The following is a 21309-nucleotide window of genomic DNA, read 5'->3' on the forward strand; positions in this document are numbered from 1 at the left end:
CGTGTGGCTTCGAGCGTGTTCTCGCCCAGTGAAAAGGTTCGCGTACCATTCGTAACATTTACATTGATTGTCATCTCTCAAACTCCACTCGGAGGAAAGGTTGGCCGCCGACGGCAATGAAGAACCGTCGGCGGCCTTGACCCAGCTCACCCCAAAGCCGGGCACCTATCGGGTCAGGTGATGTTGCCGAAATCACCGTAGCTGAGAGCGAGAGGTTGCTTGATCGCCAGCCCGAGGCGGCTTTCGCAGCGGATCGTGACCATGTTCTTGACGAAATTGTCACCGTCCTCGGTCGACAGCGCCACAGTCGGAGCCTGCCGATCGTACAGCGTAGCAGCCCGCATGAAGTCCCCGACAAGGAACTTGTCGACCGTCATTGCTGTGGTCGGCACCACCGGCAACCCGAACAGGCTCGGCGGAACTGGTGCTTGCGGATCGCCGAGGATGTATTTGCCATCCCCGTCTTTCAGCATCCGCATCCGCATCCAGTCCGTAGGATGGATGACAATGCCGTTCGCCAGGAACTCGGCGAGACCGACCTGCAGGATTGCCAGTCCGATCTTGTCGATCATGTTCTCGCCGGAAGGCGCGAACTCCGGATCGTAAGTCGTGCTGTTGGTGATCAATCCGTTAAGGTTTGCACCCGAACCGCTGCCGTTGAGCAGCTGCAGGTCTTCTGCCAGTGCCAGACCGTAGCGAAGCTCTCCATCGATGATGCTGGACAGCTGCGGCGCATCGTCCAGCACCTGGACGCTCGCCTTGGTCCAATGCGCGATCGTGCGCATCGGCAGGTTTGCCAGTTCCCAGGTATAGTTCGATTCCGGCTTGGTCGTGGCTTCCGCCACCGGCGCGGCAGCATTCGTGCGGGCAGTCTGCTCGACGTATTCGACCGACCCGCTGTTGGTGTTCACCGTGTTCAACAGGTCGCGAATGCGCGGAACACGTCCTGCGATCGTATTGATCGATGGATCCCGCATCGCCGGTGCCAACGCACCGCCACTATCAGCTGCGCTGGTGGTTGCCTTGACCTCAATTCGGACGCGGGCAGGCTGACTGGTCTTGACCTCCGACATGCCCCTGACTTCTTCACTTTCGGCGACCTGTTGGCCCCAGCTGGGCTCTGCGCCACTACCGCCGCCCGAGCTGCCACGGGCGAGTTTCTGTTCGACATCTTTCAGTCTGCAGTCGACCCCCGTAACGAGGGCCCCGGTTTCGGTCATTTTCTGTTCGACCGCATCGGTGTGCGACTTCAGCAGAACTTCAATATTCTCTGGCATTTTACGTCCCTTCAAAGATTGCCGAGACGCGCGATTGCGCCCCGGAGAACGGCTTCCGCCGCGTCATGATTGTTTGATTGTTCGCGCCGCGCTTTCCACGCTCCGGCCATCGCCGCCGCGTCACGACTTGCAAAACCCTGCTGGCGCAGGAATTCGCGCACCTGGTCCACATCCCGGGGCAGTTCCTTGATGGAAGTCACCCGCGCTTGGGGATCTGCAGGGAACGTCACCAGGGACGCCTCCCACAGGTTGATTTCGGTCAGCAGCCGCAAGTTTCCGTCCTGTTTGGAACCTCCCGGCGCTACGTCGAACCCGATGCTGATACCGGTCAGGGCGCCGATCTTCGCCAAGGCGTGAGCCTCGCGCGCAAGCTCCACGTCCATCGCCAGGTCGGCCTTGCCGAACAACCCTTGCGGACGTTCGACCAGTTCCGTCCAGACGCCGATCGGTCGGGATGCATCATGCTGGTAGAGCACCGGCATCTTGCGCCCGCTTTGAGCTATGCTCGCGATCGACTTGGTGTAAGCCCCGGGCTGGATTGTATCGCCATAGGTATCGACGCCACCGAAGGCGGAGATAATGCCCTCGATCGCGCCGCTATCGGCGATGGATTTGATTTCAAAAGGGAGAACCCGGGTATGCATCAGACGCACCTATCAACTGTGAAACGGAAGTTGTTTCTCAATCAATGTGCGCGGCATCCGCGGGAACATTGGTCGCTGGCGCGTCATATTGGCGACGTCAGCAAGAGGAACAATTAGTGAATCTGGCGAGGTTGTCAATCCCCCGGTTTCTGCAAGTCTCGCACCAGGCAGGCATGTCGGGCGAACCAGGGCGCCACGCTCTGCGCGCCTGACCAGCTGGTCACGGTATCGGCGATGCCCATGGCGAGGCCTGTTGAAATCACTTGGCGAGACATGCCCTCCGCCCGCAGCCGGTTGACCATCTCGATCAACTCATTTTGCACCAGGTGGGCTTGATGCTCTTCAGCCGGATTAGGTCCGTTGCTCATCGTTTAGCTCCTTCGCTGTTTGCCTGGACGCGTCTGCGCCAGACTTGTGATTTCGATTGTAATTCGACGGGATAATTCAGCCGGAGCGTCGGACCCGTGATCCGCAGCGCAGCCGCTATGGCCGGTTGCGCGATTCCTTCGCCGTGCAGCTGCGCTACCAAGGCGCGGGTCGCCACAGTCGGCATGTGCCGGGGACGTCCTCTTTTTCCGTGGCCGGGAGGAATCGGATCGCCGAGCAGATCAATGAAATCAATGCACGAATAATCCGAGGTTTTGGCGGCTATATCGGGAGAGGCAGGATCATCATGCGACCCTGCGCCATTTGCTCCGCACAGCCTCACAGGGCAGCGATCTGCAAGCCGAATATCATCGTCGCTGCCGCCGCCGCAGACTATGCTCCTGCGCCCGCTCACAGCACCGATCTTTTCTGAAAACTCGTCAGGTGCCTAAAAAATCCGCGAATGAGAGGGGCAGTGGTCTGGGGGCAAACGGGTTCACAGACTTTCGACCTCCCCCCTCCCGCTGCAAACCCTTCCACCTTCCATTTCAATAAACGGCAATGGAGGTAGCAACGTAAGGAAGTAAACCCTTGATTTATGGGAATAAAGCTTAAGAATGGAAGGATGGAAGGGAAAATCGACCAACTTACGCACATAAAAACATTTTTGTTTTTCCTTAGCGGAAGAGCTGTGATTTCCCTTCCGCCCTTCCGCGCACACCTATTAACCGCAGAATACTGCGGCTCTCGGCCTTCCGCGCGACAGTCCAAACAGCTAAATCCTGAATGGAAGGTGGAAGGCGCAACGCTCAGCCTACTCACACCGGCCACCCTCTACCCGCCACACGTAAGCAAAGAGATCATCCACTGCGGAAGTCCCGATATTGACCTCAGGGGGCCGGGGACGGGCCGAGCGGCGGCGGGCGCGGTGAACCACATTAGTTCCCGGCGGGATCCAGTGAATGCCGTTCGAATGGAGCTTGCTGAAGCCTAGTCCGAACATCCCGTTGCTGAAGCCTTTGACGCAGACGGGAGGCAAACCCTTTGCATCAGCCCAACTCCGATAGCGCTGGTACAACGCGCTGGATCGGTGCCGCGCGCCCTCGATCTCACCCGCTTGATGAAGCTCAGTGATGAATGGCGCGATCGCCGCCGACTCCAGCGTGGACGCGCACTTTGCTTTGATAATTCGATCGATTGCGTGTCGCAGAAGTTCGTGACGGGACACCCGCTTTTTCGCAGCCAACGAGGATCCCGGTCTGACAAGCAACACCAGGTCATTATCGATTACCACTCTAACCACCGGCTGCGCCAATGGACAGAGCCCCCAACCCCGCCGAGAGGCGGTCAACTATTTCCAATCCGGAAGCCATATCAAACGGCCGCGATACGGTCTTGAATCCAAGCCTCGACCTGCCAGTCAGGCCATAAGTTCACGCGCTTTCCAATTTGAACTGGCTTGGGAAACTCACCCTCACCGAGCAATTCATAAATCTTCGACCGGGAAAGCCCGGTCTTGTTGCACACAGCCCGCATTTTGAGCATCGTCGTGTTCATGTTTGCTGTCCTTAGTTGTTTTTAGGACAGTAGAATTAGGGGGCTACTCCGTCACAAACCTAGGCGATTATTTGCTGCACAAAATCTCAGGAGGATTGACAGATTGTGACGCTGGATTTGCGTCTGTTTTCGTCTGAATTGGTGCACAAAGCGTTTTCTAATTGTCGATAACTCTAGCCAAATGGCCAGCCCATAGATTGAGCGCTTCCGTCTTTTCCACTTTCCAATCATGCCGCTGATAGACCCCAGCGATGCCGCCACGGGATCCACTCACGTGGTTAAGTACCGCTTCGGTCACTTCGAACCGCACCCCTAGTCGCTGCAGGCCGGTTGCGACAGTTCTGCGGATGTCATGTAGGGTCCAGTGGTCGCCAGCATCACGGCCTAACTCTGCATCTACTGACGAACGTACTCGCACCATCATTTTTGAAAAGCCGCTCGGCCCGTTATCTGCTTTCGTCGCCTTGTTCCTAGCTGGATAAAGCTTCGCCGAATCCTCATCCTCCGGAATTTGCTTCAACACCTGCAGTGACATCTTCGACAGCGGCACCAGGTGCGCCGCACCGTTCTTCGATCGGGTCGGCGGGATAGTCCAGAGCTTTGCAGCTACATCGAACTCTGACCGTTCCGCAGAAAATAGTTCATCCCGTCGCGCGCCAGTCAGCATCAGCAGTTGCAGACCGGTTCCCCAAGGTGAACCTTCGGAACTGGCGACCCTCCATAGCGCTTTCAGTTCCAGATCGGTCAGCACCCGGTCACGCGATTTACCCTTTGCGGGTCGACCGGCATCGCGGCACGGATTCGCGGTCAGGCGATCTAGGCGCGGCATTGCCCAGGTATAAAATGCCGACAGCTGTGCATGAACCGCGCGCGCCATCGCCGGAGAATTGCGGCCGATATCGTCAACTAGTCGGGTGACGTCGCCACGCGTCACAGTATCGGCCATCCGGTCGCCAAGCACCGGCAGCACGTAGCCGAGCATAATCCGCCTGATTTCGTCCAGCGATCGCAGCTGCGCCTTGCTGTTCAAATAAACCGGCACCAGCGCCGCGACCGTTTCGACATCGTCCTGCAGCCGCGCCTTTGGAATTGGCGCGCCCTTTCCCGCCTCGATATCGCTGATCATTGCCCGCGCCTTTCGACGCGCATCTGCTAGCCCGAAGCGAGGGCCATACCGGCCAAGCGTTATATTTCGAATTCGACCAGTCACCCGCTTCCGCAGGATGAAGGTCTTTACGCCCGTAGTGCCGATACGGATCCGCAGGCCGGGAACATCCGCGTCACTATACTCGAGCTGGCCCTTCGCAGGTGCCTTCAATCCTTGGATTTTGGAGTCTGTCAGTTTGCTCGCCATGCCGACCGATACCTAAGGTATCCGGAATTGCCAAATACTATGGAACAAAGCTGGATCAAACAGGACGAAAAAAGGGCGCGCTCCGGGGGTGAAACATCCGGAACGCGCCCTTTCAAAATTTCTCTTAATCAGCGGGTCCTTGGTTCGAGCCCAAGTGCGTCCACCACTTTTCCTAGGTATCCGACTTACCTCTCCCGATGGGCAATGCACCCCGGCACGTAGCGGTCTTTTCAATTGCTTAACCCCGCGGTGCTATCGTTGGCGAAGTAAAGGCCGTTACTTCCCGAGGGTACCGATGACCATCCAGAAGAAGATCACCCAGCACCAGTTGGACGTACTGGACGAAACCCGGCGCACGCCGCGGTTCGATATCTCCGTCCAGGGCCGTTACCGCACCGGCAACGGCGTAGCGCGCCACGTCCCGATCTTCGAGATCTCCGAAACCGGGTGCCGGTTCTACGACCGGTTCGGCCGGCTGACTGCGGGCACCGAAATGAGCGTCAAGATCGAAACCATCGGACCGATCATCGCGACCGTCCGGTGGAGCAAAGATCATATCGTCGGCGTCCAGTTCGAACGCCCCATTTACGGGCCGGTGTTCGAATTCATCCGCAACAAACTCGCCCGCGAAGACGAAGACTAGCGGCCTGGGCGGCGGTCCGGTTGACGGACTTGCCCAATGGCCTTTCCTATTGCGTCCGGGCGAGCTATCGCCCCGCGACCAAAAGGAGCAGTAAATGGCGCGTTTTCTCATCGTCGAAGCCAGGTTTTACGACCATCTCAATGACATGCTGGTCGATGGTGCCCGCTCTGCGCTGGCGGCCGCCGGGCACGAATCCGAAGTGCTGACGGTGCCTGGCGCGCTGGAGATACCCGGTGCGATCGCCATCGTCGCGGAGAGCAGCCAGTATGACGGCTTTGTCGCAATCGGGGTCGTAATCCGCGGCGAAACCTATCATTTCGAAATCGTCGCGGGTGAAAGCGCGCGCGGAATCATGGCGCTGACGATGGACGGAATCGCAATCGGGAACGGTATTCTGACCGTCGAAAACGAGGAGCAAGCCCTCGCCCGCGCCGACAAGACGCGCAAGGACAAGGGCGGCGAAGCGGCGAAGGCCGCTATCGCCATGTTCGACCTGCAGGCGAAATACGGCTAAGTCGCCCCGTCCGGTGCCTCTTACCGCGCCAGGCGGCCGAAGCAGCCCTGCCCTGCGTACAGCGCACTGGCACCGAGCTCTTCCTCGATCCGGATTAGCTGATTGTACTTCGCCAACCGGTCGGAACGGGCGAGTGAACCTGTCTTGATCTGTCCGCAGTTGGTCGCCACGGCGAGGTCGGCGATCGTCGCGTCCTCGGTTTCGCCCGAACGGTGCGACATAACCGAAGTGTACCCCGCGCGGTGCGCCATATCGACCGCTGCCAGTGTTTCGCTCAGCGTGCCGATCTGGTTGACCTTGACCAGTAGGGAATTGGCCAGCCCCTGCCCAATTCCCATCGCCAAGCGCACAGGATTGGTGACAAACAAATCATCACCGACGAGCTGGACCTTGTCGCCAATACTGTCGGTCAGCGCTTTCCATCCGGCAAAATCGTCTTCGTCCATGCCGTCTTCGATGGAACGGATCGGATAATCTTCGCAGAGCTTGGCAAGATACGCTGCCATTTCATCAGGTGAGAGCGACTTGCCCTCGCCCGAAATCTCGTATTTGCCGTCCTTGAAGAACTCGGATGCCGCGCAGTCGAGCGCCAGAACGACATCGGTGCCGGCCTTGAACCCGGCCTGTTCGACCGACGCCATAATGAAGTCGAGCGCGTCGCGAGTGCTCGCCAGGTCGGGCGCGAAGCCGCCTTCATCTCCGACCGCGGTGGCAAGCCCCTTCGCGGACAGGCCCTTCTTCAAGGTGTGGAATATCTCGGAACCCCAGCGCACAGCTTCCGCAATGCTGTCCGCACCGACCGGCATGATCATGAATTCCTGGATGTCGATCGGATTGTCGGCATGTTCACCGCCATTGATGATGTTCATCATCGGCACTGGCAATACATGGGCCGAAACCCCGCCGACATACGCCCACAGCGGCATGCCGCGCGCGTTTGCAGCCGCTTTCGCCAGCGCCATGCTGGTACCGAGAATAGCGTTCGCCCCGAGGCGCGACTTGTTGTCGGTGCCGTCCAGGTCGATCATCACCATGTCGAGATCGCGCTGGTCTTCCGCGTCGAGACCGAGCAGGGCGTCAGCGATTTCGCCGTTGACTGCCGCCACGGCCTTGGTCACGCCTTTGCCAAGATAGCGCCCCGCGTCGCCGTCGCGCAATTCGACCGCCTCATGCGCACCAGTCGAGGCACCCGATGGGACCGCCGCCCGACCGAAACTGCCGTCTTCAAGTAATACATCGACTTCTACCGTCGGGTTGCCCCGGCTATCGAGGATCTCGCGGCCATGGATATCGATGATTGCGGTCATGGTGGTGTATTGCTCCGGCTTGGGCTGTTGTAATTGACTAATACACCGCTTAAATATTGAATGTTACGGCGCAACGGCGCTTTATGCGTCGGAACAAAGCCGCGCAAGTTGCGTTGCAACACCAACGATCCGAACCACTCGTCTGGCTCTGGATTCACGATATAAATTACGCCACTCAGGGTAAAGGAAAACACCATGGCACAGACCAGCACACCAAAGCCGCAATCCCCGAAACCAGCGTCGAAAGCGAAACCGGCAGCCAAGAAGTCGTCCCCTGCGGCGCCTGCGGCCATGACCGCTACGGCTACTCCGGCTTCCAGCGGAACCGCAGAAGCGAAGACTCGTTTCAACGCCGCGCTGGAAGAAGCGAAGGCCGGTGCTGCAGCCCTGAAGGCCGAAGCGGCAAATCGTGCTACGGCCTACCGGAGCCAAGCCAAGGGCAAGTCGTCCGACCTGGTTGGCGAGGCAAAGGAATACGGCGCCGATGCCAAGGTCAAGGCATCCGAATTTGCGGCCGACGCAAAGGTCAAGGCGAACGATCTCGCCTACGAAGGTAAGGCGAAAGCCAGCGAAGCAATCTCGTCGCTGAGCAAGATCGTGTCGGAAAATGCCGGTACGATCGACGAAAAGCTTGGCGCGAAATACGGTGATTATGCGCGGAGCGCATCGCGCACCCTGCAGGAAACCGCCGAAAAGCTCGATGCCAAGTCGGTTGACGAACTTGGCGAAGACGCCCGCGAAGCCGTGCGTAAGAGCCCCGCTGCGGCCGTCGGGATTGCCGCACTGGTTGGCTTCATGTTCGCGCGCCTGTTCCGCGGAAAGCGCGGCTGATCTTGATGGTGATGCGGCCCGGATACTGCTTGAGTTGTAATCCGGGCCCCACTCGCATTCTAGGGGCAGCGAATGGTGGATAATCTTATGCCCGAACATCGGGAAGATGCGGCTGGAACGCTGGATGACTTTGCGGACGAAACTGTTGCTTCCCACGCATCACTATCAGACGACATCGTCGCCCTGATCGACGACGGCAAGACTTACATCGAGGCAGAGCTCGCGTTTCAGAAGACCCGGCTGGCCTTTGCCGCGGATCGCGGCAAATCCGGTATCATGTACGGAATTTGCGCGTTTGCCGTGGTTCACCTCGCGTTGATAGCTTTGGTTGTCGGACTGATTTTCGCGCTCTCGCCTCTGCTCACTGCTTGGGGCGCGACGGCCGTTGTGGCGGGCGTACTGCTTGTCGCTGGAGCAATTCTGGGCATCAAGGCGAAGAACCGCTTCGCGCGGTTGGCCGAAGCGTACAAAGAAGCGAGCGAATGAATACAGAACTAGGCCTCAAATTGAAGGAAGACCGTCTGCTTCGCAACGCGGCCTTCGCCCTGCTCAAAGCCGACGTTGCGAACCTGCGCGCCGACCTTGCGGGTAGGGGCTTTGGCGAGAGGATCGTCGACCGGATCAATGAAGGCGCTGTCGACATATTCGAAGAGGCGGTGGAGCTGGCCGATAACAATCGCGGCGTACTCGCGGCTTTGATCGGCGCGGTCCTGCTGTGGTTCGCCCGCAATCCGATCATGGCCCTGTTCACCGATGATGACGGTCTTGAAGACGAGAATGACCGCGCGGATGGGCGCACGGAACCAAGCTGACGCCCAGGCGCTATAGTTCTCGAAAAACTTATTTTTGATGGAGAATTCATATGGATACCGCTGACACAGGCCCCGCAAACGGAGCCGCCACGAAGGACGAGCAGCGGCGCGAAGAATTGCGCGAGAAGATTGCTGCAAGCGAAGCACGCCTCGAAGAACGCTCGTTAGGCGACTACGCGCGCGAAGCCCGCGACACCGCAACCGGGTTCGTACGCGAACATCCGATTGCGACGGTCGGCGCTGCACTGGCCTTGGGCGTGGTGCTGGCCGCGATTATTCCCGGGCCGGGCCGCCGATTGACGAAACGGGTGGGCCATCAGGTTAGCGACCGTGCTACCGCCTTGGCTGCGATCGCCGCGGAAATGGGCATCGCATACGGCTCGAGCCTGATGGGCGCGGCAAGCAGCGCTGCACGCACCGGTCAGGATAAGCTTGAAGACCTCGGCGATAGTCTGGGCGACAGCGCTCGCAACGTCCGCCGCGAAGCTTCACACCGGGCCGCCAAAGCGAGCGATAGCGCAGCGAGCCTGAAGCGAAACGTCGGCCGAAAGGCGGGCCGTGCAGCTCGCGACATTCGGGCACGCATTTCGTAAACACCGGATGAAACGGACTTGCGCCGGCGGGGAAAATCCGTAACTGGCAAGCCGTCCCTCCCCCGGTAGAACGAGAAAAATCCCATGCCATCCCCGGAATCCGCCCCCCAGCCCAAGCAGCTTCTGCATCTGGTGATGGGAGGGCGCGTTAAGGACCCGCGTTCGCTGGAGTTCCAGGATCCGCATAGCGTCCACGTGGTTGGGGTCTATCCCAGCTATGGGGAGGCCGAAGACGCCTGGCGCACGCAGGCGCAGCGAACTGTCGACGATGCCGAAATGAAATACGTCATTGTCCACTTGCACAAGCTGCTCGATCCCGAGGCAGAGGGCAAGTAACGACGCCGTTTGGGCAAATCAGGGCCGGCCGCAAGGCCGGCCCTTACAATATCAGATGAATTCGATCTTCTCGACGAGGTAGAACTTGTCGCCCGACGGGACCGAAACTTCGATCTCGTCGCCGACATTCTTGCCAATCAACGCCTTGGCGAGCGGCGAATTGTACGAAATCCGGCCTCGCTTGGCGTCGGCTTCGGTCTCGCCCACGATCTGATACTTGATCGGCTTGTCGTCCTCGTCGAGTAGCGTCACGGTCGCGCCAAACACGATGCGGTCACCCGACAGCGTGGTCGGGTCGATAATCTGGGCACGGCTGACCTTGTTCTCGATGTCGGCGATATAGGCTTCGACCTGCCCCTGACGCTCTTTCGCGGCGTGATATTCTGCATTTTCAGACAGATCGCCATGCGCCCGAGCGGTCTCGATCGCTTCGACAATAGTCGGACGTTCGGCCCGGTACGCCTTGAGATCGGCCGTCAGCCGTTCGTAACCTTCTGCAAGCATCGGAACACTTTGCATGAAAACCTCATTCCATAATTAAGGCGAATTTTCTGACAATTATCGAGATTGCCGGCCCATTGAGGCGGCAGCAAGCCGTCTTGATTGTCGAGAAAACGCGCGGTTGTTTCAGCTATAATAGTCCTGCAATGACCGGACTTCAAGTTGACTTGCATTAATCGCGACGATTGCCTGTGCCGCAGCCAGTGATGCCGCTGCCGTGGTATAGTACGGAATGCGGCTGGTCAGCGCCGATGCACGGATCGATTTGCTGTCGATATGGCTCTGCCAACCCTCGGTAGTGTTGAACACCAGGTCTACATCCCCGTCGATCATCCGATCGACAATATGCGGCTGACCCTCGGCGACTTTCCGGACGCGTTCGACCGGAAGCCCCTGTTCGACAAGGTACTGCTGGGTCCCACCGGTGGCGATCACCGTGAAACCGTGCTCGATCAGCGCGGCGATGGCTGGAACGATGACGGGCTTGTCGCTGTCCTTCACCGAGACGAATAAAACGCCGCTCTCAGGCAAGGCGACCCCCGCTCCAAGTTGCGATTTGTAGAACGCAGCCGCGAAATTGCGGTCGATCCCCATGACTTCACCGGTCGATTTCATTTCCGGAGTCAGGACAGGATCCGAACCGGGGAACTTGGTAAACGGGAACACCGCTTCCTTGACCGCCATGTAATCGAGATCGCGCCGGAAAGCCGGGAACGTCGCCAGCTTCTCGCCTGCCATCACCCGCGCGGCGATTTTTGCCACCGGCTGTCCAATCGCCTTCGCGACAAAGGGGACGGTCCGGCTGGCGCGCGGATTTACTTCGATCAGATACACTTCGCCGTCTTTGACCGCGAACTGGATGTTCATCAGGCCGACGACATTTAGTGCCAGCGCCAGTTCCTTCGCCTGACGCTCCATCTCTTCGACGATTTCAGGCGGCAGGCTGTACGGCGGCAGGGTGCAGGCGCTGTCGCCCGAATGGACACCGGCTTCCTCGATATGCTGCATCACGCCGGCAACTTCTACCTGCTCGCCGTCACACAGGGCGTCGACGTCGCATTCGATCGCGTCGCGCAGATATTGATCGATCAGCACCGGGGAGTCCCCCGACACCAGCACGGCGGTGGCGATGTAATTGTCGAGCTGCGCTTCGCTGTCGACGATTTCCATCGCCCGCCCGCCGAGCACATAGGACGGGCGCAACAGCACCGGATAGTCGATCCGCGCCGCCACCGCGCGGGCTTCATCCCGGCTGCGCGCAATGCCGTTGTCCGGCTGTTTCAGCTTCAGCTTGTTGACGAGCCGCGCGAACCGTTCTCGGTCTTCGGCCAGATCTATGGCGTCGGGCGAAGTGCCGAGGATCGGGATGCCCTCGTCCTCCAGCGCCTGCGCCAGGCTGAGCGGGGTCTGCCCGCCGAATTGGACGATCACACCAACCAGCTCGCCATTGGACATTTCGACGCGGAGGATTTCCAGCACGTCTTCCGCCGTCAGCGGTTCGAAATACAGGCGGTCGGAGGTGTCGTAATCGGTCGAGACCGTTTCCGGATTGCAATTGATCATGATCGTTTCGAAGCCGGCTTCCTCGAGCGCGAAACAGGCGTGGCAGCAACAGTAATCGAATTCGATGCCCTGTCCGATCCGGTTCGGCCCGCCGCCGAGGATGACGATCTTGCGCCGGTCGGTCGGATTGGCTTCGTTCTCCGCTTCCCCGAAGCTGGGGGCTTCGTAGGTGGAGTACATATACGGCGTGATCGCCTCGAATTCCGCGGCGCAGCTGTCGATTCGCTTGAACACCGGATGGACACCCAGCTTGCGGCGGAGTTCGCGCACTTCGGCTTCGGACGTGGCCCCGGCCATTGCGCGCAGGGCGTCGTGGAGCAAACCGGATCGGCGGGCCTGGGTTTCGCCCAAACCGCCTGCGACACCGACGGAACGGACTGCAAGGGTTGCCAGGCGCTTGTCGGAAAAGCCCATGGCCTTGAGCTTGCGCAGAGCCGCGGCATCGTTCGGGAGGCCGTCATTCGAAATCTGATGTTCCGCCGCGATGATTGCTTCGATCTGGCGCAGGAACCACGGATCGTAGAACGTGATGTCGTGGATTTCCTCCACGGTCATGCCCTCGCGGAACGCCTGCGCGACCTGCAGGATACGGTCGGGCGTGCGCTTGGACAGCGCGGCGGTCAGGAGGTCGCGGTTAACGCCTTCCAGTTCCACCACGCGGTTGAACCCGTCGAGACCGGTTTCCAGCCCGCGCAGGGCTTTCTGCATGGATTCCGCGAAGCTGCGGCCAATCGCCATGACTTCGCCGACCGATTTCATCGCGGTGGACAGGTTGTTTTCGGCGCCCTTGAATTTCTCGAACGCGAAGCGGGGAATCTTGGTGACCACGTAATCGATTGTCGGCTCGAAACTGGCCGGGGTCGCGCCGGTGATCTCGTTGGTAAGCTCGTCCAAAGTGTAACCGACCGCCAGCTTGGCCGCGATCCGCGCGATGGGGAAACCGGTGGCCTTGGATGCGAGCGCCGAGGAGCGCGAGACGCGCGGGTTCATCTCGATCACGATCAGCCGGCCATCGGCGGGATTGACCGCGAACTGCACGTTCGACCCGCCCGTTTCGACGCCGATCTCGCGCAGCACAGCGATGCTGGCCGAACGCATGATCTGGTATTCCTTGTCGGTCAGCGTCAACGCGGGCGCCACCGTGATGCTGTCGCCCGTGTGGACGCCCATCGGATCGACATTTTCGATGCTGCACACGATGATGCAATTGTCCGCGCGGTCTCGCACGACTTCCATCTCGAATTCTTTCCACCCGAGCAGCGATTCTTCGATCAGCACTTCGCTGGTTGGCGATGCGTCGAGCCCTTCGCGCACGATCCGCTCGAATTCCGCCTTGTTATAGGCGATGCCGCCGCCGGTGCCGCCAAGAGTGAAGCTGGGGCGGATGATCGCGGGCAGACCCGTTGTTTCGAGAACCGCGATGGCCTCGTCCAGATTATGCGCGATGCCGCTGCGCGCGCTTTCGAGGCCGATCCTGTCCATCGCCAGCCGGAATTTCTGCCGGTCTTCCGCCTTGTCGATCGCTTCGGCATCGGCGCCGATCATGGTGACGCCGTATTTCTTGAACACGCCCATTTTCTCGAGGGAAAGCGCGCAGTTCAGCGCCGTCTGCCCGCCCATCGTGGGCAGCACCGCATCGGGGCGTTCCTTCTCGATAATCCTGGCGACGACTTCGGGCGTGATCGGCTCGATATAGGTCGCATCCGCCATGTCGGGATCGGTCATGATCGTGGCGGGGTTCGAATTTACGAGGACCACGCGGTAGCCCTCCTCCTTCAGCGCCTTGATCGCCTGCGTGCCGGAATAATCGAACTCGCACGCCTGGCCGATAACGATAGGGCCGGCGCCGATTACGAGGATCGAGGAGATGTCAGTACGTTTGGGCATACTAGGACGCGCCCTTTCTAAGCTTTTTCTTTTCTTCGGGTGCAGAAAGTTCGACCTGTGATTCCAAAGCCTCGGCTATTCTTGGCCAAGCCTCCCATGCTCTCAACATCAAATTGTCTCGCTGCACAAATCCTCCTGCCGCATAGGCAGTTGTTTGAATGTCTGTTTCCGAAAGATCGTAACCCAAGTGTTTAGCCATCTCGAAAATCAGCTTCGTTTGTTTTGAGATCATCTGCTTTTCATGGGCTACGACATTCTCTGGTGTCGCCTGATACGTTATAGTTTCAATATAGCCTTGGTGCGCTGCCATCACGGAGCCGACACCATTGAAGTCGACGGGCGTCATATTGATCGCGGTTGAGTAGGTAGGGTCGGAAGGTAAATGCCGGGTGCTTACTAACAGTCGGAACGTCGCAGCTTGATGCTCACGAACTATCTTTCTTCGCTCTGCGAGCAGCTGAACCAACACCGCCAACACTGGACCTGCAAGAATGGCAACTAAGGTGATTAGCTGCAAATTGCTCACGACAACATCCCCACGAACCGCTCGAACAGGTAGAAGCTATCCTGCGGCCCCGGGCTGGCTTCCGGGTGATACTGCACCCCGAATGCCTTCTTGCCCTTGATCGAAATTCCGCAGTTCGAGCCGTCGAACAACGACACGTGGGTTTCCTCCACGCTGTCCGGCAGGGTCGCGCCGTCCACTGCGAAGCCGTGGTTCATCGAGGTGATCTCCACCACGCCGCTGTCGAGCCGCTTGACCGGATGGTTCGCGCCGCGGTGGCCCTGGTGCATCTTGGTGGTCTTCGCGCCGGTTGCGAGCGCAAGCATCTGGTGGCCGAGGCAGATGCCGAACAGCGGCACGTCCGCATCCAGGAGCGCCTTGATCACCGGCACCGCGTAAACGCCCGTCGCCGCCGGATCGCCGGGGCCGTTGCTGAGGAACACCCCGTCCGGCTTCAGCGCCATGACCTCATCCTGTGTGGCCTTGGCCGGAACCACCGTCACCCGCGCACCGGCCTTGACCAGATTGCGGAAGATGTTGTCCTTCGACCCGTAATCGATGGCCACCACGTGGGGCAACTTGTCCCCCTCCGCACTGCCGTAGCCGCTTCCCAGCGTCCAGGATCCGCCTTCCCAAGCCTGCTGCTTTTCGCGGCTGACCCGCTGGGCGAGGTCCATCCCCTCCAGCCCGGGCCATGAGCGCGCCCGTTCCAGCAAAGCGGGCAGGTCGAACTCCCCGTCCGGCGAATGGGCGATCACAGCGTTGGGCGCACCGGACAGACGGATGCGGCGCGTCAGGGCGCGGGTATCCACGCCGGAAATGCCGATCTTGCAGATTTCCGCCATCCACTCGGCGAATTGCTGGGTGCTGCGGAAGTTGCTGCTCGGGGTGATTTCCTCACGCACGATGCAGCCCACCGCGCCTTCGACCGCGCTTTCGACGTCCTCGGTATTCGCGCCGACATTGCCGATATGGGGGAAGGTAAAAGTGACGATCTGCGCGGCGTAGCTGGGATCGGTCAGGATCTCCTGATAGCCGGTCATCGCGGTGTTGAAGCACACTTCGCCCACCGCCTCGCCCGCCGCGCCGAAGCCCATGCCCCAGACCACGGTTCCGTCTGCCAGAACGAGACAGCCCGTCGCCCCGGTGGGTTGCGCAGACGTAAAGGCGGGGTCGGCCATAGGGGGCGCTCCGAGTAAGGTTTTTCCGGCGATGTTGCTAAGGCCTAGGCGTTATGGCGCGATCGCCCCCGCGTCAAGCTATCGCCGCGCCGAATGTTCGGTTAGATGGGGGAAATTCAGGGCAGATGCCCGATCATCCACAGGAAATGACCCCATGCTTCGCGACCAGATCAAAGCCCAGCAGATTCTCGCCATGAAAGCGGGCGACAAGGACCGCACCGCCGCGCTGCGTTCCATCAAGGCCAAGATCAAGGATCGCGACATCGAATTGCGCACCAAGGGCCCGGTGGCAGACGACGATGCGATGGTCATCGAAACGCTGCAGAAAATGGCCAAGCAGCGGCGCGAATCGATCACCATGTTCGAAGACGGCGGCCGGACCGAACTCGCCGATCAGGAAAAGTCCGAACTGGCCGTGATCGAGGAATTCCTGCCGCAGCAACTGAGCGATGCCGAAACAATCGCCGCGATCGAGGCGATCAAGGCCGAACTCGGCGCGGCCAGCATTAAGGATATGGGAAGGGTTATGGCGGAACTTAAATCCCGCCACGGCGCTGAGCTCGACATGAGCAAGGCCAGTGCGCTGGTGAAGGAGAGTTTTGCATGATCAATAGAGTAGGTCTTTTCGCCCTCGCATCGGCGCTGGCCCTGGCTGCGTGTTCTGACGGCGCGAGCAATAACGAGGTTACCGATCTCAACTCTGCCGATACCGACGGTGAAGTGGCGGCGATGGCTGCAGCACTTGATGCCGGCGATTTCATGGACCTTCAGCTAGGCGCGAAAATTGTTGGCCCGCAAGGTCCCGAAGTGACCGGCGCAATGTCCAACGCCGAGGGCAACTTTGCGGATATCCGCTCTTTCGTGGCTTGCCCGGCGGGAATGGATCCCTGCGATCCCAAGTCCGCGCCAGAGGGCACACTCTACACCTATGTCCACGTCGTATATCCCGGCGAGGACAACAAACCCGGCACAGGAAGCGGAACGGGCAACACATCATCCGATATCGAACGCGCGACGGCGTTCAGGATGGTGATGCCGGCGCATGGCTTCACCGGCGCTGCAGGATATTCCAAGGCCGAGGCAATGTCGGCCATCGGGGCCAAGGCCGACGTCGTGATCAGTTGCAAGGACGGTGCACTGTCCTGGACGGTCAGCGCAGGCGACGGCGGCAACCAATGGGGCCAGGCGGAACCGCTGACATTCTATTGGCAATCCACCCTGCCCCCTGCCGGCCCAGAAAAGGCATATGCGATCGAAGCCAACTACGCCGAAGCCATTGGCGCAGGGCCATATCCTGCGGCGAAGGAAGGCGCATCAAATGCCTGCGGATAACCTCGCCTGAGGTGCGTATCGCGATACTTGTCATAGCGGCCATCTCCGCCCAATAGGCGGCGATGGCCCTATCACCGCAATGGCTGGACGAACTGCGCGCGCGGACAACCTTGTCCAGCCTGATCATGCGCACGACCAAGTTGCAGAAGGCCGGACATGAATGGAAGGCGTGCTGCCCATTCCATGACGAGAAATCGCCCAGTTTCACCGTCTCAGACCAGAAGGGGTTTTACCACTGCTTCGGCTGCGGTGCACATGGCGATGCAATCCGGTGGATGACGGACCAACGCGGGCTGGAATTCATGGATGCGGTGAAGGAACTGGCGGCGGAGGCCGGCATGGAAGTTCCCGCCGCCGATCCGCGCGCCGCCCAGCGGGCCGAGGAACGCGCCGGGCTGCATGATGTGATGCAGGCGGCGCAGGAATGGTTCGAGGCGCGGCTGAAGTCGGATGAAGGCACCGGCGCGCGCGACTACCTCAAATCGCGCGGGTTCGACGCGCACACGGTGACGCGTTTCGGCTTCGGTTACGCTCCGCCGGAGCGGCAGGCGCTGAAAGCGGCGCTGGAGCGGTTCGGCGAACCGATGCTGATCGAAGGCGGCCTGCGGATCTCGGTCGACGACAAGGATCCCTACGACCGGTTCCGCGCGCGGTTGATGCTGCCGATCCAGGATGCGCGCGGGCGGGTCATTGCGTTTGGCGGGCGGATCCTCGAAGTCGACACCAAGGCTCCGAAATATCTCAACTCACCCGACACGCCGTTGTTCGACAAGGGCCGGACGCTGTACAATCTCCACCGAGCCGGCCCGGCCTCGCGCCAGACCGGCAGGGTAGTGGTGGTCGAAGGCTACATGGACGTGATTGCTTTGGCGGCGGCCGGGATTGAGGATGCGGTGGCCCCACTCGGCACGGCGCTCACAGAAAGCCAGATCGAATTGTTGTGGCGATTGGTCGAACGGCCGATCCTGTGTTTCGACGGGGATGCCGCCGGACAGCGCGCGGCGATGCGGGCGGCGACGCGGGCGCTGCCTATGCTCCGGCCCGCGCATTCGCTGGCGATCGTCACCCTGCCCGCCGGGCTCGATCCCGATGATCTGCTGAAGAAACACGGGCGCAAGGCGCTCGACGACCTGCTCGCCAATCCCGCCAGCCTGCTTGAAACGTTGTGGACCTATGAGCGCGACCTGCAGCCGCTGGATTCGCCGGAGGACAAGGCGGGCCTGAAGGCGCGGCTCCTGGCCCATGTCGATACGGTCCAGGACACGGATATCCGCGCCTTGTACAAACGCGAATTGCTCGAGAAATTCTCTACTTTTGCGTTTCCGCCCCGCCCTCACCGTGCGCACCGGCCTGCGGGGCAATGGAAGCGGGGGGTACCGTTCAAACCGGTCAACCCGACCATCACACCGGATGCTTCGAACCGACTTCGGCGCACTTCCGAAGGCGGCGCGCGGGACGAATTGCTGTCGGCGGTCATCACCGCCCTCGCCCGTTTCCCCGATCAGGTCATGCGCCATGCCGAGGCTCTCGGGCGCTTCGCGGCCCATGATCCACGGGCGGCACCGGCAATAGATATGTTGATAGAGGCAGCCGAAACGCTTGAACATGGCGACAAATCGCCCATATCAGTTCCTGCCGGAACAATAGCGCCGCCGGATAACACCCGTTTCGCCTTTCTTTCACAAGGCATCGATCCGACAGCGGCACGTGAAGATCTGGCCGAAGCCATCTCCTTGCTGGTCGAAAGGCCTGCGCTGGAAGCTGCCTTGGCGGCAGCAACCGCGCGGTTCGAGACCGATCCCGAAGGCGCTTTCGCAGAGCAGCAGCGGCTGCTCAAACGAAAGCTGGAATTCGAGTCGCGATTAGGGCAGATGGCGGGCAAACGGGCTGCGCGTGCAGCCGCACATGATTCAGATATACCATCCGGTCCTGCAAGTGCCGATGGAAAAGAAACGGACTGACGGTACTCTATGGCAGACAAGGAAGACGCACCTCTGATCGACCTCAACGAGGCATCGATCAAGAAGCTCCTGAGCAAGGCGAGGAAGCGCGGGTATGTCACTTACGACGAGTTGAACGAGGCCCTGCCGCAGGACCAGATGTCGTCCGAGCAGATCGAGGACGTGATGTCCGCGATTTCCGAAATGGGCGTCAACGTCGTCGAAAACGACGAAGAAGCCGAGGGCGAAGCCGAGCCTGAAAGCGAAGTCGAAGAAATTTCCGGCTCCGTCGACAAGGCGTCACGGCCCACCGGCGCGGCGGCCAAGAAGGCCGCCCCGACCGAACGGACCGACGATCCGGTCCGGATGTACCTGCGCGAGATGGGCGCAGTGGAATTGCTCAGCCGCGAAGGCGAAATCGCGATTGCGAAGCGGATCGAATCCGGCCGCGACACGATGATCATCGGTCTGTGCGAAAGTCCGATCACTTTCCACGCGATCATTCACTGGTCCGAAGCGCTCAACAACGAAGAGATGCAGCTTCGCGAGATTCTCGACCTCGACGCCATGCTGTCGAAGGAACCACCTGTCGACAAGATGCAGGAAGACGGTGAGGACGATGACGACGGCGAAATAAGCGAGGAAACCGCCGGCCCCACGATCCGCGACGATGACGAGGACGAGGACGAAGAAGACATCGACGGCAATGACGACGATGAAGACGGCGAAGGGCGCGCCAAGAAGCGCGAAGACGACGAAGAAGAGGACAACACACTCTCGCTCGCCCAGATGGAAGCCGCGCTGAAGCCCGAAGCGCTGGAAACCTTCGCCCGCATCACCAGCCTGTTCAAGAAGTTCGAGAAACTGCAGGCTGAGCGTGTGGACATCCTCGGCGCGGGTGAGGATTATCCGGCGGCCAAGGAAAAGAAGTACGAGGACCTGCGCGAACAGCTGACGGCAGAAGTCGAAAGCGTCCAGTTCCACGCAACCAAGATCGAATTCCTGGTCGACAACCTTTATGCCTTCAACCGCCGGCTGACCACGCTGGGCGGCCAGATGCTGCGCCTTGCCGAACGGCACAAGGTGAAGCGGATCGATTTCCTCAAAGCCTATATCGGCAACGAGCTCGACGATCAGTGGCTGAAGGACAACGCCAAGAAGGACAAGAAGTGGGCGGCCTTCGCGGAAAACGAAGCCGATGCCGTCGAACGCATCCGCGCGGAAATCGCCGACATTGCCGCCAACACCGGCATGAGCCTGGATGAATTCCGCCGGATCGTGAACATGGTCCAGAAGGGCGAGCGCGAAGCGCGTATTGCCAAGAAGGAAATGGTCGAGGCGAACCTGCGACTGGTGATTTCGATCGCCAAGAAATATACCAACCGCGGTCTGCAATTCCTTGATCTTATTCAGGAAGGCAACATCGGCCTCATGAAGGCGGTGGACAAATTCGAATACCGCCGCGGGTACAAATTCAGCACCTATGCAACCTGGTGGATCCGGCAGGCGATCACCCGTTCGATCGCCGATCAGGCGCGGACCATCCGCATTCCGGTCCACATGATCGAAACGATCAACAAGCTGGTCCGCACATCGCGCCAGTTCCTGCACGAACAGGGTCGCGAACCGACGCCGGAAGAAATGGCCGAACGCCTGTCCATGCCGCTCGAAAAAGTGCGCAAGGTGATGAAGATCGCCAAGGAACCGATCAGCCTCGAAACGCCGATCGGCGACGAGGAAGATTCGCATCTGGGCGATTTCATCGAGGACAAGAACGCGATCATCCCCGTGGACGCGGCGATCCAGGCGAACCTGAAGGAAACCGTCACCCGAGTGCTCGCATCTCTGACCCCGCGCGAAGAACGCGTCCTGCGCATGCGCTTTGGGATCGGCATGAACACCGACCACACTCTCGAAGAAGTCGGCCAGCAATTCAGCGTGACTCGCGAACGTATTCGCCAGATCGAAGCGAAGGCGCTGAGGAAGCTCAAGCACCCGAGCCGGTCACGCAAAATGCGCAGCTTCCTTGATCAGTAAATTCTGGCCGGACCACTGAGGTCCGGCCATTTTTTTGCAGTGCGGGGATAAGCGCCAGCCTAGGTGGCTAAATCGCGCAGTAGTCCCTATATGGACCGCGTCCGATTCACCTCGAGCCAAATGGACCTG

22 protein-coding genes are annotated in these 21309 nt (G+C 60.0%); 11 read left to right on the forward strand and 11 right to left on the reverse strand.

What is annotated here, in order from left to right; translation table 11 throughout:
* Nucleotides 1-173: 173 nt before the first annotated feature.
* From GRI65_RS04370 to GRI65_RS04390, 5 genes are all read right to left on the reverse strand, one after another.
* Nucleotides 174-1277, reverse strand: coding sequence for a phage major capsid protein (locus GRI65_RS04370; RefSeq protein WP_160755275.1), 1104 nt, complete (start codon nucleotides 1275-1277; stop codon nucleotides 174-176).
* A gap of 11 nt (nucleotides 1278-1288) precedes the next feature.
* Nucleotides 1289-1921, reverse strand: coding sequence for an HK97 family phage prohead protease (locus GRI65_RS04375; protein ID WP_160755276.1), 633 nt, complete (start codon nucleotides 1919-1921; stop codon nucleotides 1289-1291).
* Nucleotides 1922-2055: 134 nt separating this feature from the next.
* Nucleotides 2056-2289: a hypothetical protein gene (locus GRI65_RS04380; RefSeq protein ID WP_160755277.1), complete on the reverse strand. Its 234-nt coding sequence runs from the start codon at nucleotides 2287-2289 to the stop codon at nucleotides 2056-2058.
* A gap of 1372 nt (nucleotides 2290-3661) precedes the next feature.
* Complete coding sequence (locus tag GRI65_RS04385; protein ID WP_160755278.1) at nucleotides 3662-3844, reverse strand: helix-turn-helix transcriptional regulator; 183 nt, start codon at nucleotides 3842-3844, stop codon at nucleotides 3662-3664.
* A 157-nt stretch (nucleotides 3845-4001) separates the two neighbouring features.
* Nucleotides 4002-5198 (reverse strand): tyrosine-type recombinase/integrase, encoded by a 1197-nt coding sequence (locus GRI65_RS04390; protein ID WP_160755279.1) that lies wholly within the window; start codon nucleotides 5196-5198, stop codon nucleotides 4002-4004.
* A gap of 295 nt (nucleotides 5199-5493) precedes the next feature.
* On the opposite strand from GRI65_RS04390, the gene GRI65_RS04395 reads away from it, so the two are divergent.
* Together GRI65_RS04395 and ribH are read left to right on the forward strand one after the other, a co-directional pair.
* Nucleotides 5494-5841, forward strand: a complete 348-nt coding sequence (locus tag GRI65_RS04395; RefSeq protein WP_160755280.1) for a PilZ domain-containing protein — start codon at nucleotides 5494-5496, stop codon at nucleotides 5839-5841.
* Between the two features lie 94 nt (nucleotides 5842-5935).
* Entirely contained in the window at nucleotides 5936-6355 is a 420-nt protein-coding gene (ribH, locus tag GRI65_RS04400; protein WP_160755281.1) for a 6,7-dimethyl-8-ribityllumazine synthase, read from the forward strand.
* Between the two features lie 20 nt (nucleotides 6356-6375).
* Here the strand turns inward: ribH and eno are convergent, their stop codons facing one another.
* Together eno and GRI65_RS04410 are read right to left on the reverse strand one after the other, a co-directional pair.
* Complete coding sequence (gene eno / locus GRI65_RS04405; RefSeq protein ID WP_160755282.1) at nucleotides 6376-7662, reverse strand: phosphopyruvate hydratase; 1287 nt, start codon at nucleotides 7660-7662, stop codon at nucleotides 6376-6378.
* The gene (locus GRI65_RS04410) at nucleotides 7659-7955 is read right to left on the reverse strand and encodes a hypothetical protein (RefSeq protein ID WP_160755283.1); all 297 of its coding nucleotides are present in this window, start codon (nucleotides 7953-7955) and stop codon (nucleotides 7659-7661) included. Before GRI65_RS04410 ends, eno begins: the two co-directional genes overlap by 4 nt.
* Between GRI65_RS04410 and GRI65_RS04415 the strand changes: the two genes are divergently transcribed.
* The 5 genes from GRI65_RS04415 to GRI65_RS04435 all read left to right on the forward strand — a co-directional run bounded on the left by GRI65_RS04415 (nucleotide 7954) and on the right by GRI65_RS04435 (nucleotide 10234).
* Nucleotides 7954-8493, forward strand: coding sequence for a hypothetical protein (locus tag GRI65_RS04415; RefSeq protein ID WP_160755284.1), 540 nt, complete (start codon nucleotides 7954-7956; stop codon nucleotides 8491-8493). The genes GRI65_RS04410 and GRI65_RS04415 overlap by 2 nt on opposite strands.
* Before the next feature lie 72 nt (nucleotides 8494-8565).
* Entirely contained in the window at nucleotides 8566-8979 is a 414-nt protein-coding gene (locus GRI65_RS04420) for a phage holin family protein (RefSeq protein WP_232843908.1), read from the forward strand.
* Nucleotides 8976-9305 carry a hypothetical protein gene (locus tag GRI65_RS04425; RefSeq protein WP_160755285.1) on the forward strand — a complete coding sequence of 110 codons (330 nt, stop codon included), beginning with the start codon at nucleotides 8976-8978 and terminating at the stop codon, nucleotides 9303-9305. Before GRI65_RS04420 ends, GRI65_RS04425 begins: the two co-directional genes overlap by 4 nt.
* A 50-nt stretch (nucleotides 9306-9355) precedes the next feature.
* Nucleotides 9356-9898 (forward strand): hypothetical protein, encoded by a 543-nt coding sequence (locus GRI65_RS04430; RefSeq protein ID WP_160755286.1) that lies wholly within the window; start codon nucleotides 9356-9358, stop codon nucleotides 9896-9898.
* Between the two features lie 84 nt (nucleotides 9899-9982).
* Nucleotides 9983-10234: a DUF4170 domain-containing protein gene (locus tag GRI65_RS04435; protein ID WP_160755287.1), complete on the forward strand. Its 252-nt coding sequence runs from the start codon at nucleotides 9983-9985 to the stop codon at nucleotides 10232-10234.
* Nucleotides 10235-10285: 51 nt separating this feature from the next.
* Here GRI65_RS04435 and greA read toward each other — a convergent pair whose 3' ends face one another.
* From greA to carA, 4 genes are all read right to left on the reverse strand, one after another.
* Nucleotides 10286-10753 (reverse strand): transcription elongation factor GreA, encoded by a 468-nt coding sequence (greA, locus tag GRI65_RS04440; protein WP_160755288.1) that lies wholly within the window; start codon nucleotides 10751-10753, stop codon nucleotides 10286-10288.
* Between the two features lie 108 nt (nucleotides 10754-10861).
* The gene (gene carB, locus GRI65_RS04445) at nucleotides 10862-14185 is read right to left on the reverse strand and encodes a carbamoyl-phosphate synthase large subunit (protein ID WP_160755289.1); all 3324 of its coding nucleotides are present in this window, start codon (nucleotides 14183-14185) and stop codon (nucleotides 10862-10864) included.
* Between the two features lies 1 nt (nucleotide 14186).
* On the reverse strand, nucleotides 14187-14711 hold the full coding sequence (locus GRI65_RS04450) for a DUF6680 family protein (protein WP_160755290.1): 525 nt from the start codon (nucleotides 14709-14711) through the stop codon (nucleotides 14187-14189).
* On the reverse strand, nucleotides 14708-15871 hold the full coding sequence (gene carA, locus GRI65_RS04455; RefSeq protein WP_160755291.1) for a glutamine-hydrolyzing carbamoyl-phosphate synthase small subunit: 1164 nt from the start codon (nucleotides 15869-15871) through the stop codon (nucleotides 14708-14710). Before carA ends, GRI65_RS04450 begins: the two co-directional genes overlap by 4 nt.
* 154 nt (nucleotides 15872-16025) lie before the next feature.
* On the opposite strand from carA, the gene GRI65_RS04460 reads away from it, so the two are divergent.
* The 4 genes from GRI65_RS04460 (at nucleotide 16026) to rpoD (ending at nucleotide 21180) form a co-directional block, all read left to right on the forward strand.
* The gene (locus GRI65_RS04460) at nucleotides 16026-16478 is read left to right on the forward strand and encodes a GatB/YqeY domain-containing protein (RefSeq protein ID WP_160755292.1); all 453 of its coding nucleotides are present in this window, start codon (nucleotides 16026-16028) and stop codon (nucleotides 16476-16478) included.
* Entirely contained in the window at nucleotides 16475-17203 is a 729-nt protein-coding gene (locus GRI65_RS04465; protein WP_160755293.1) for a hypothetical protein, read from the forward strand. The genes GRI65_RS04460 and GRI65_RS04465 overlap by 4 nt, the downstream gene beginning before the upstream one ends.
* 62 nt (nucleotides 17204-17265) lie before the next feature.
* Nucleotides 17266-19164: a DNA primase gene (gene dnaG, locus GRI65_RS04470; protein ID WP_160755294.1), complete on the forward strand. Its 1899-nt coding sequence runs from the start codon at nucleotides 17266-17268 to the stop codon at nucleotides 19162-19164.
* Nucleotides 19165-19173: 9 nt separating this feature from the next.
* Entirely contained in the window at nucleotides 19174-21180 is a 2007-nt protein-coding gene (gene rpoD / locus GRI65_RS04475; protein WP_160755295.1) for an RNA polymerase sigma factor RpoD, read from the forward strand.
* Nucleotides 21181-21309 lie beyond the last annotated feature (129 nt).

Source organism: Allopontixanthobacter sediminis (genome assembly GCF_009828115.1).
In the GTDB taxonomy this organism is placed as follows: Bacteria; Pseudomonadota; Alphaproteobacteria; order Sphingomonadales; family Sphingomonadaceae; genus Allopontixanthobacter; species Allopontixanthobacter sediminis.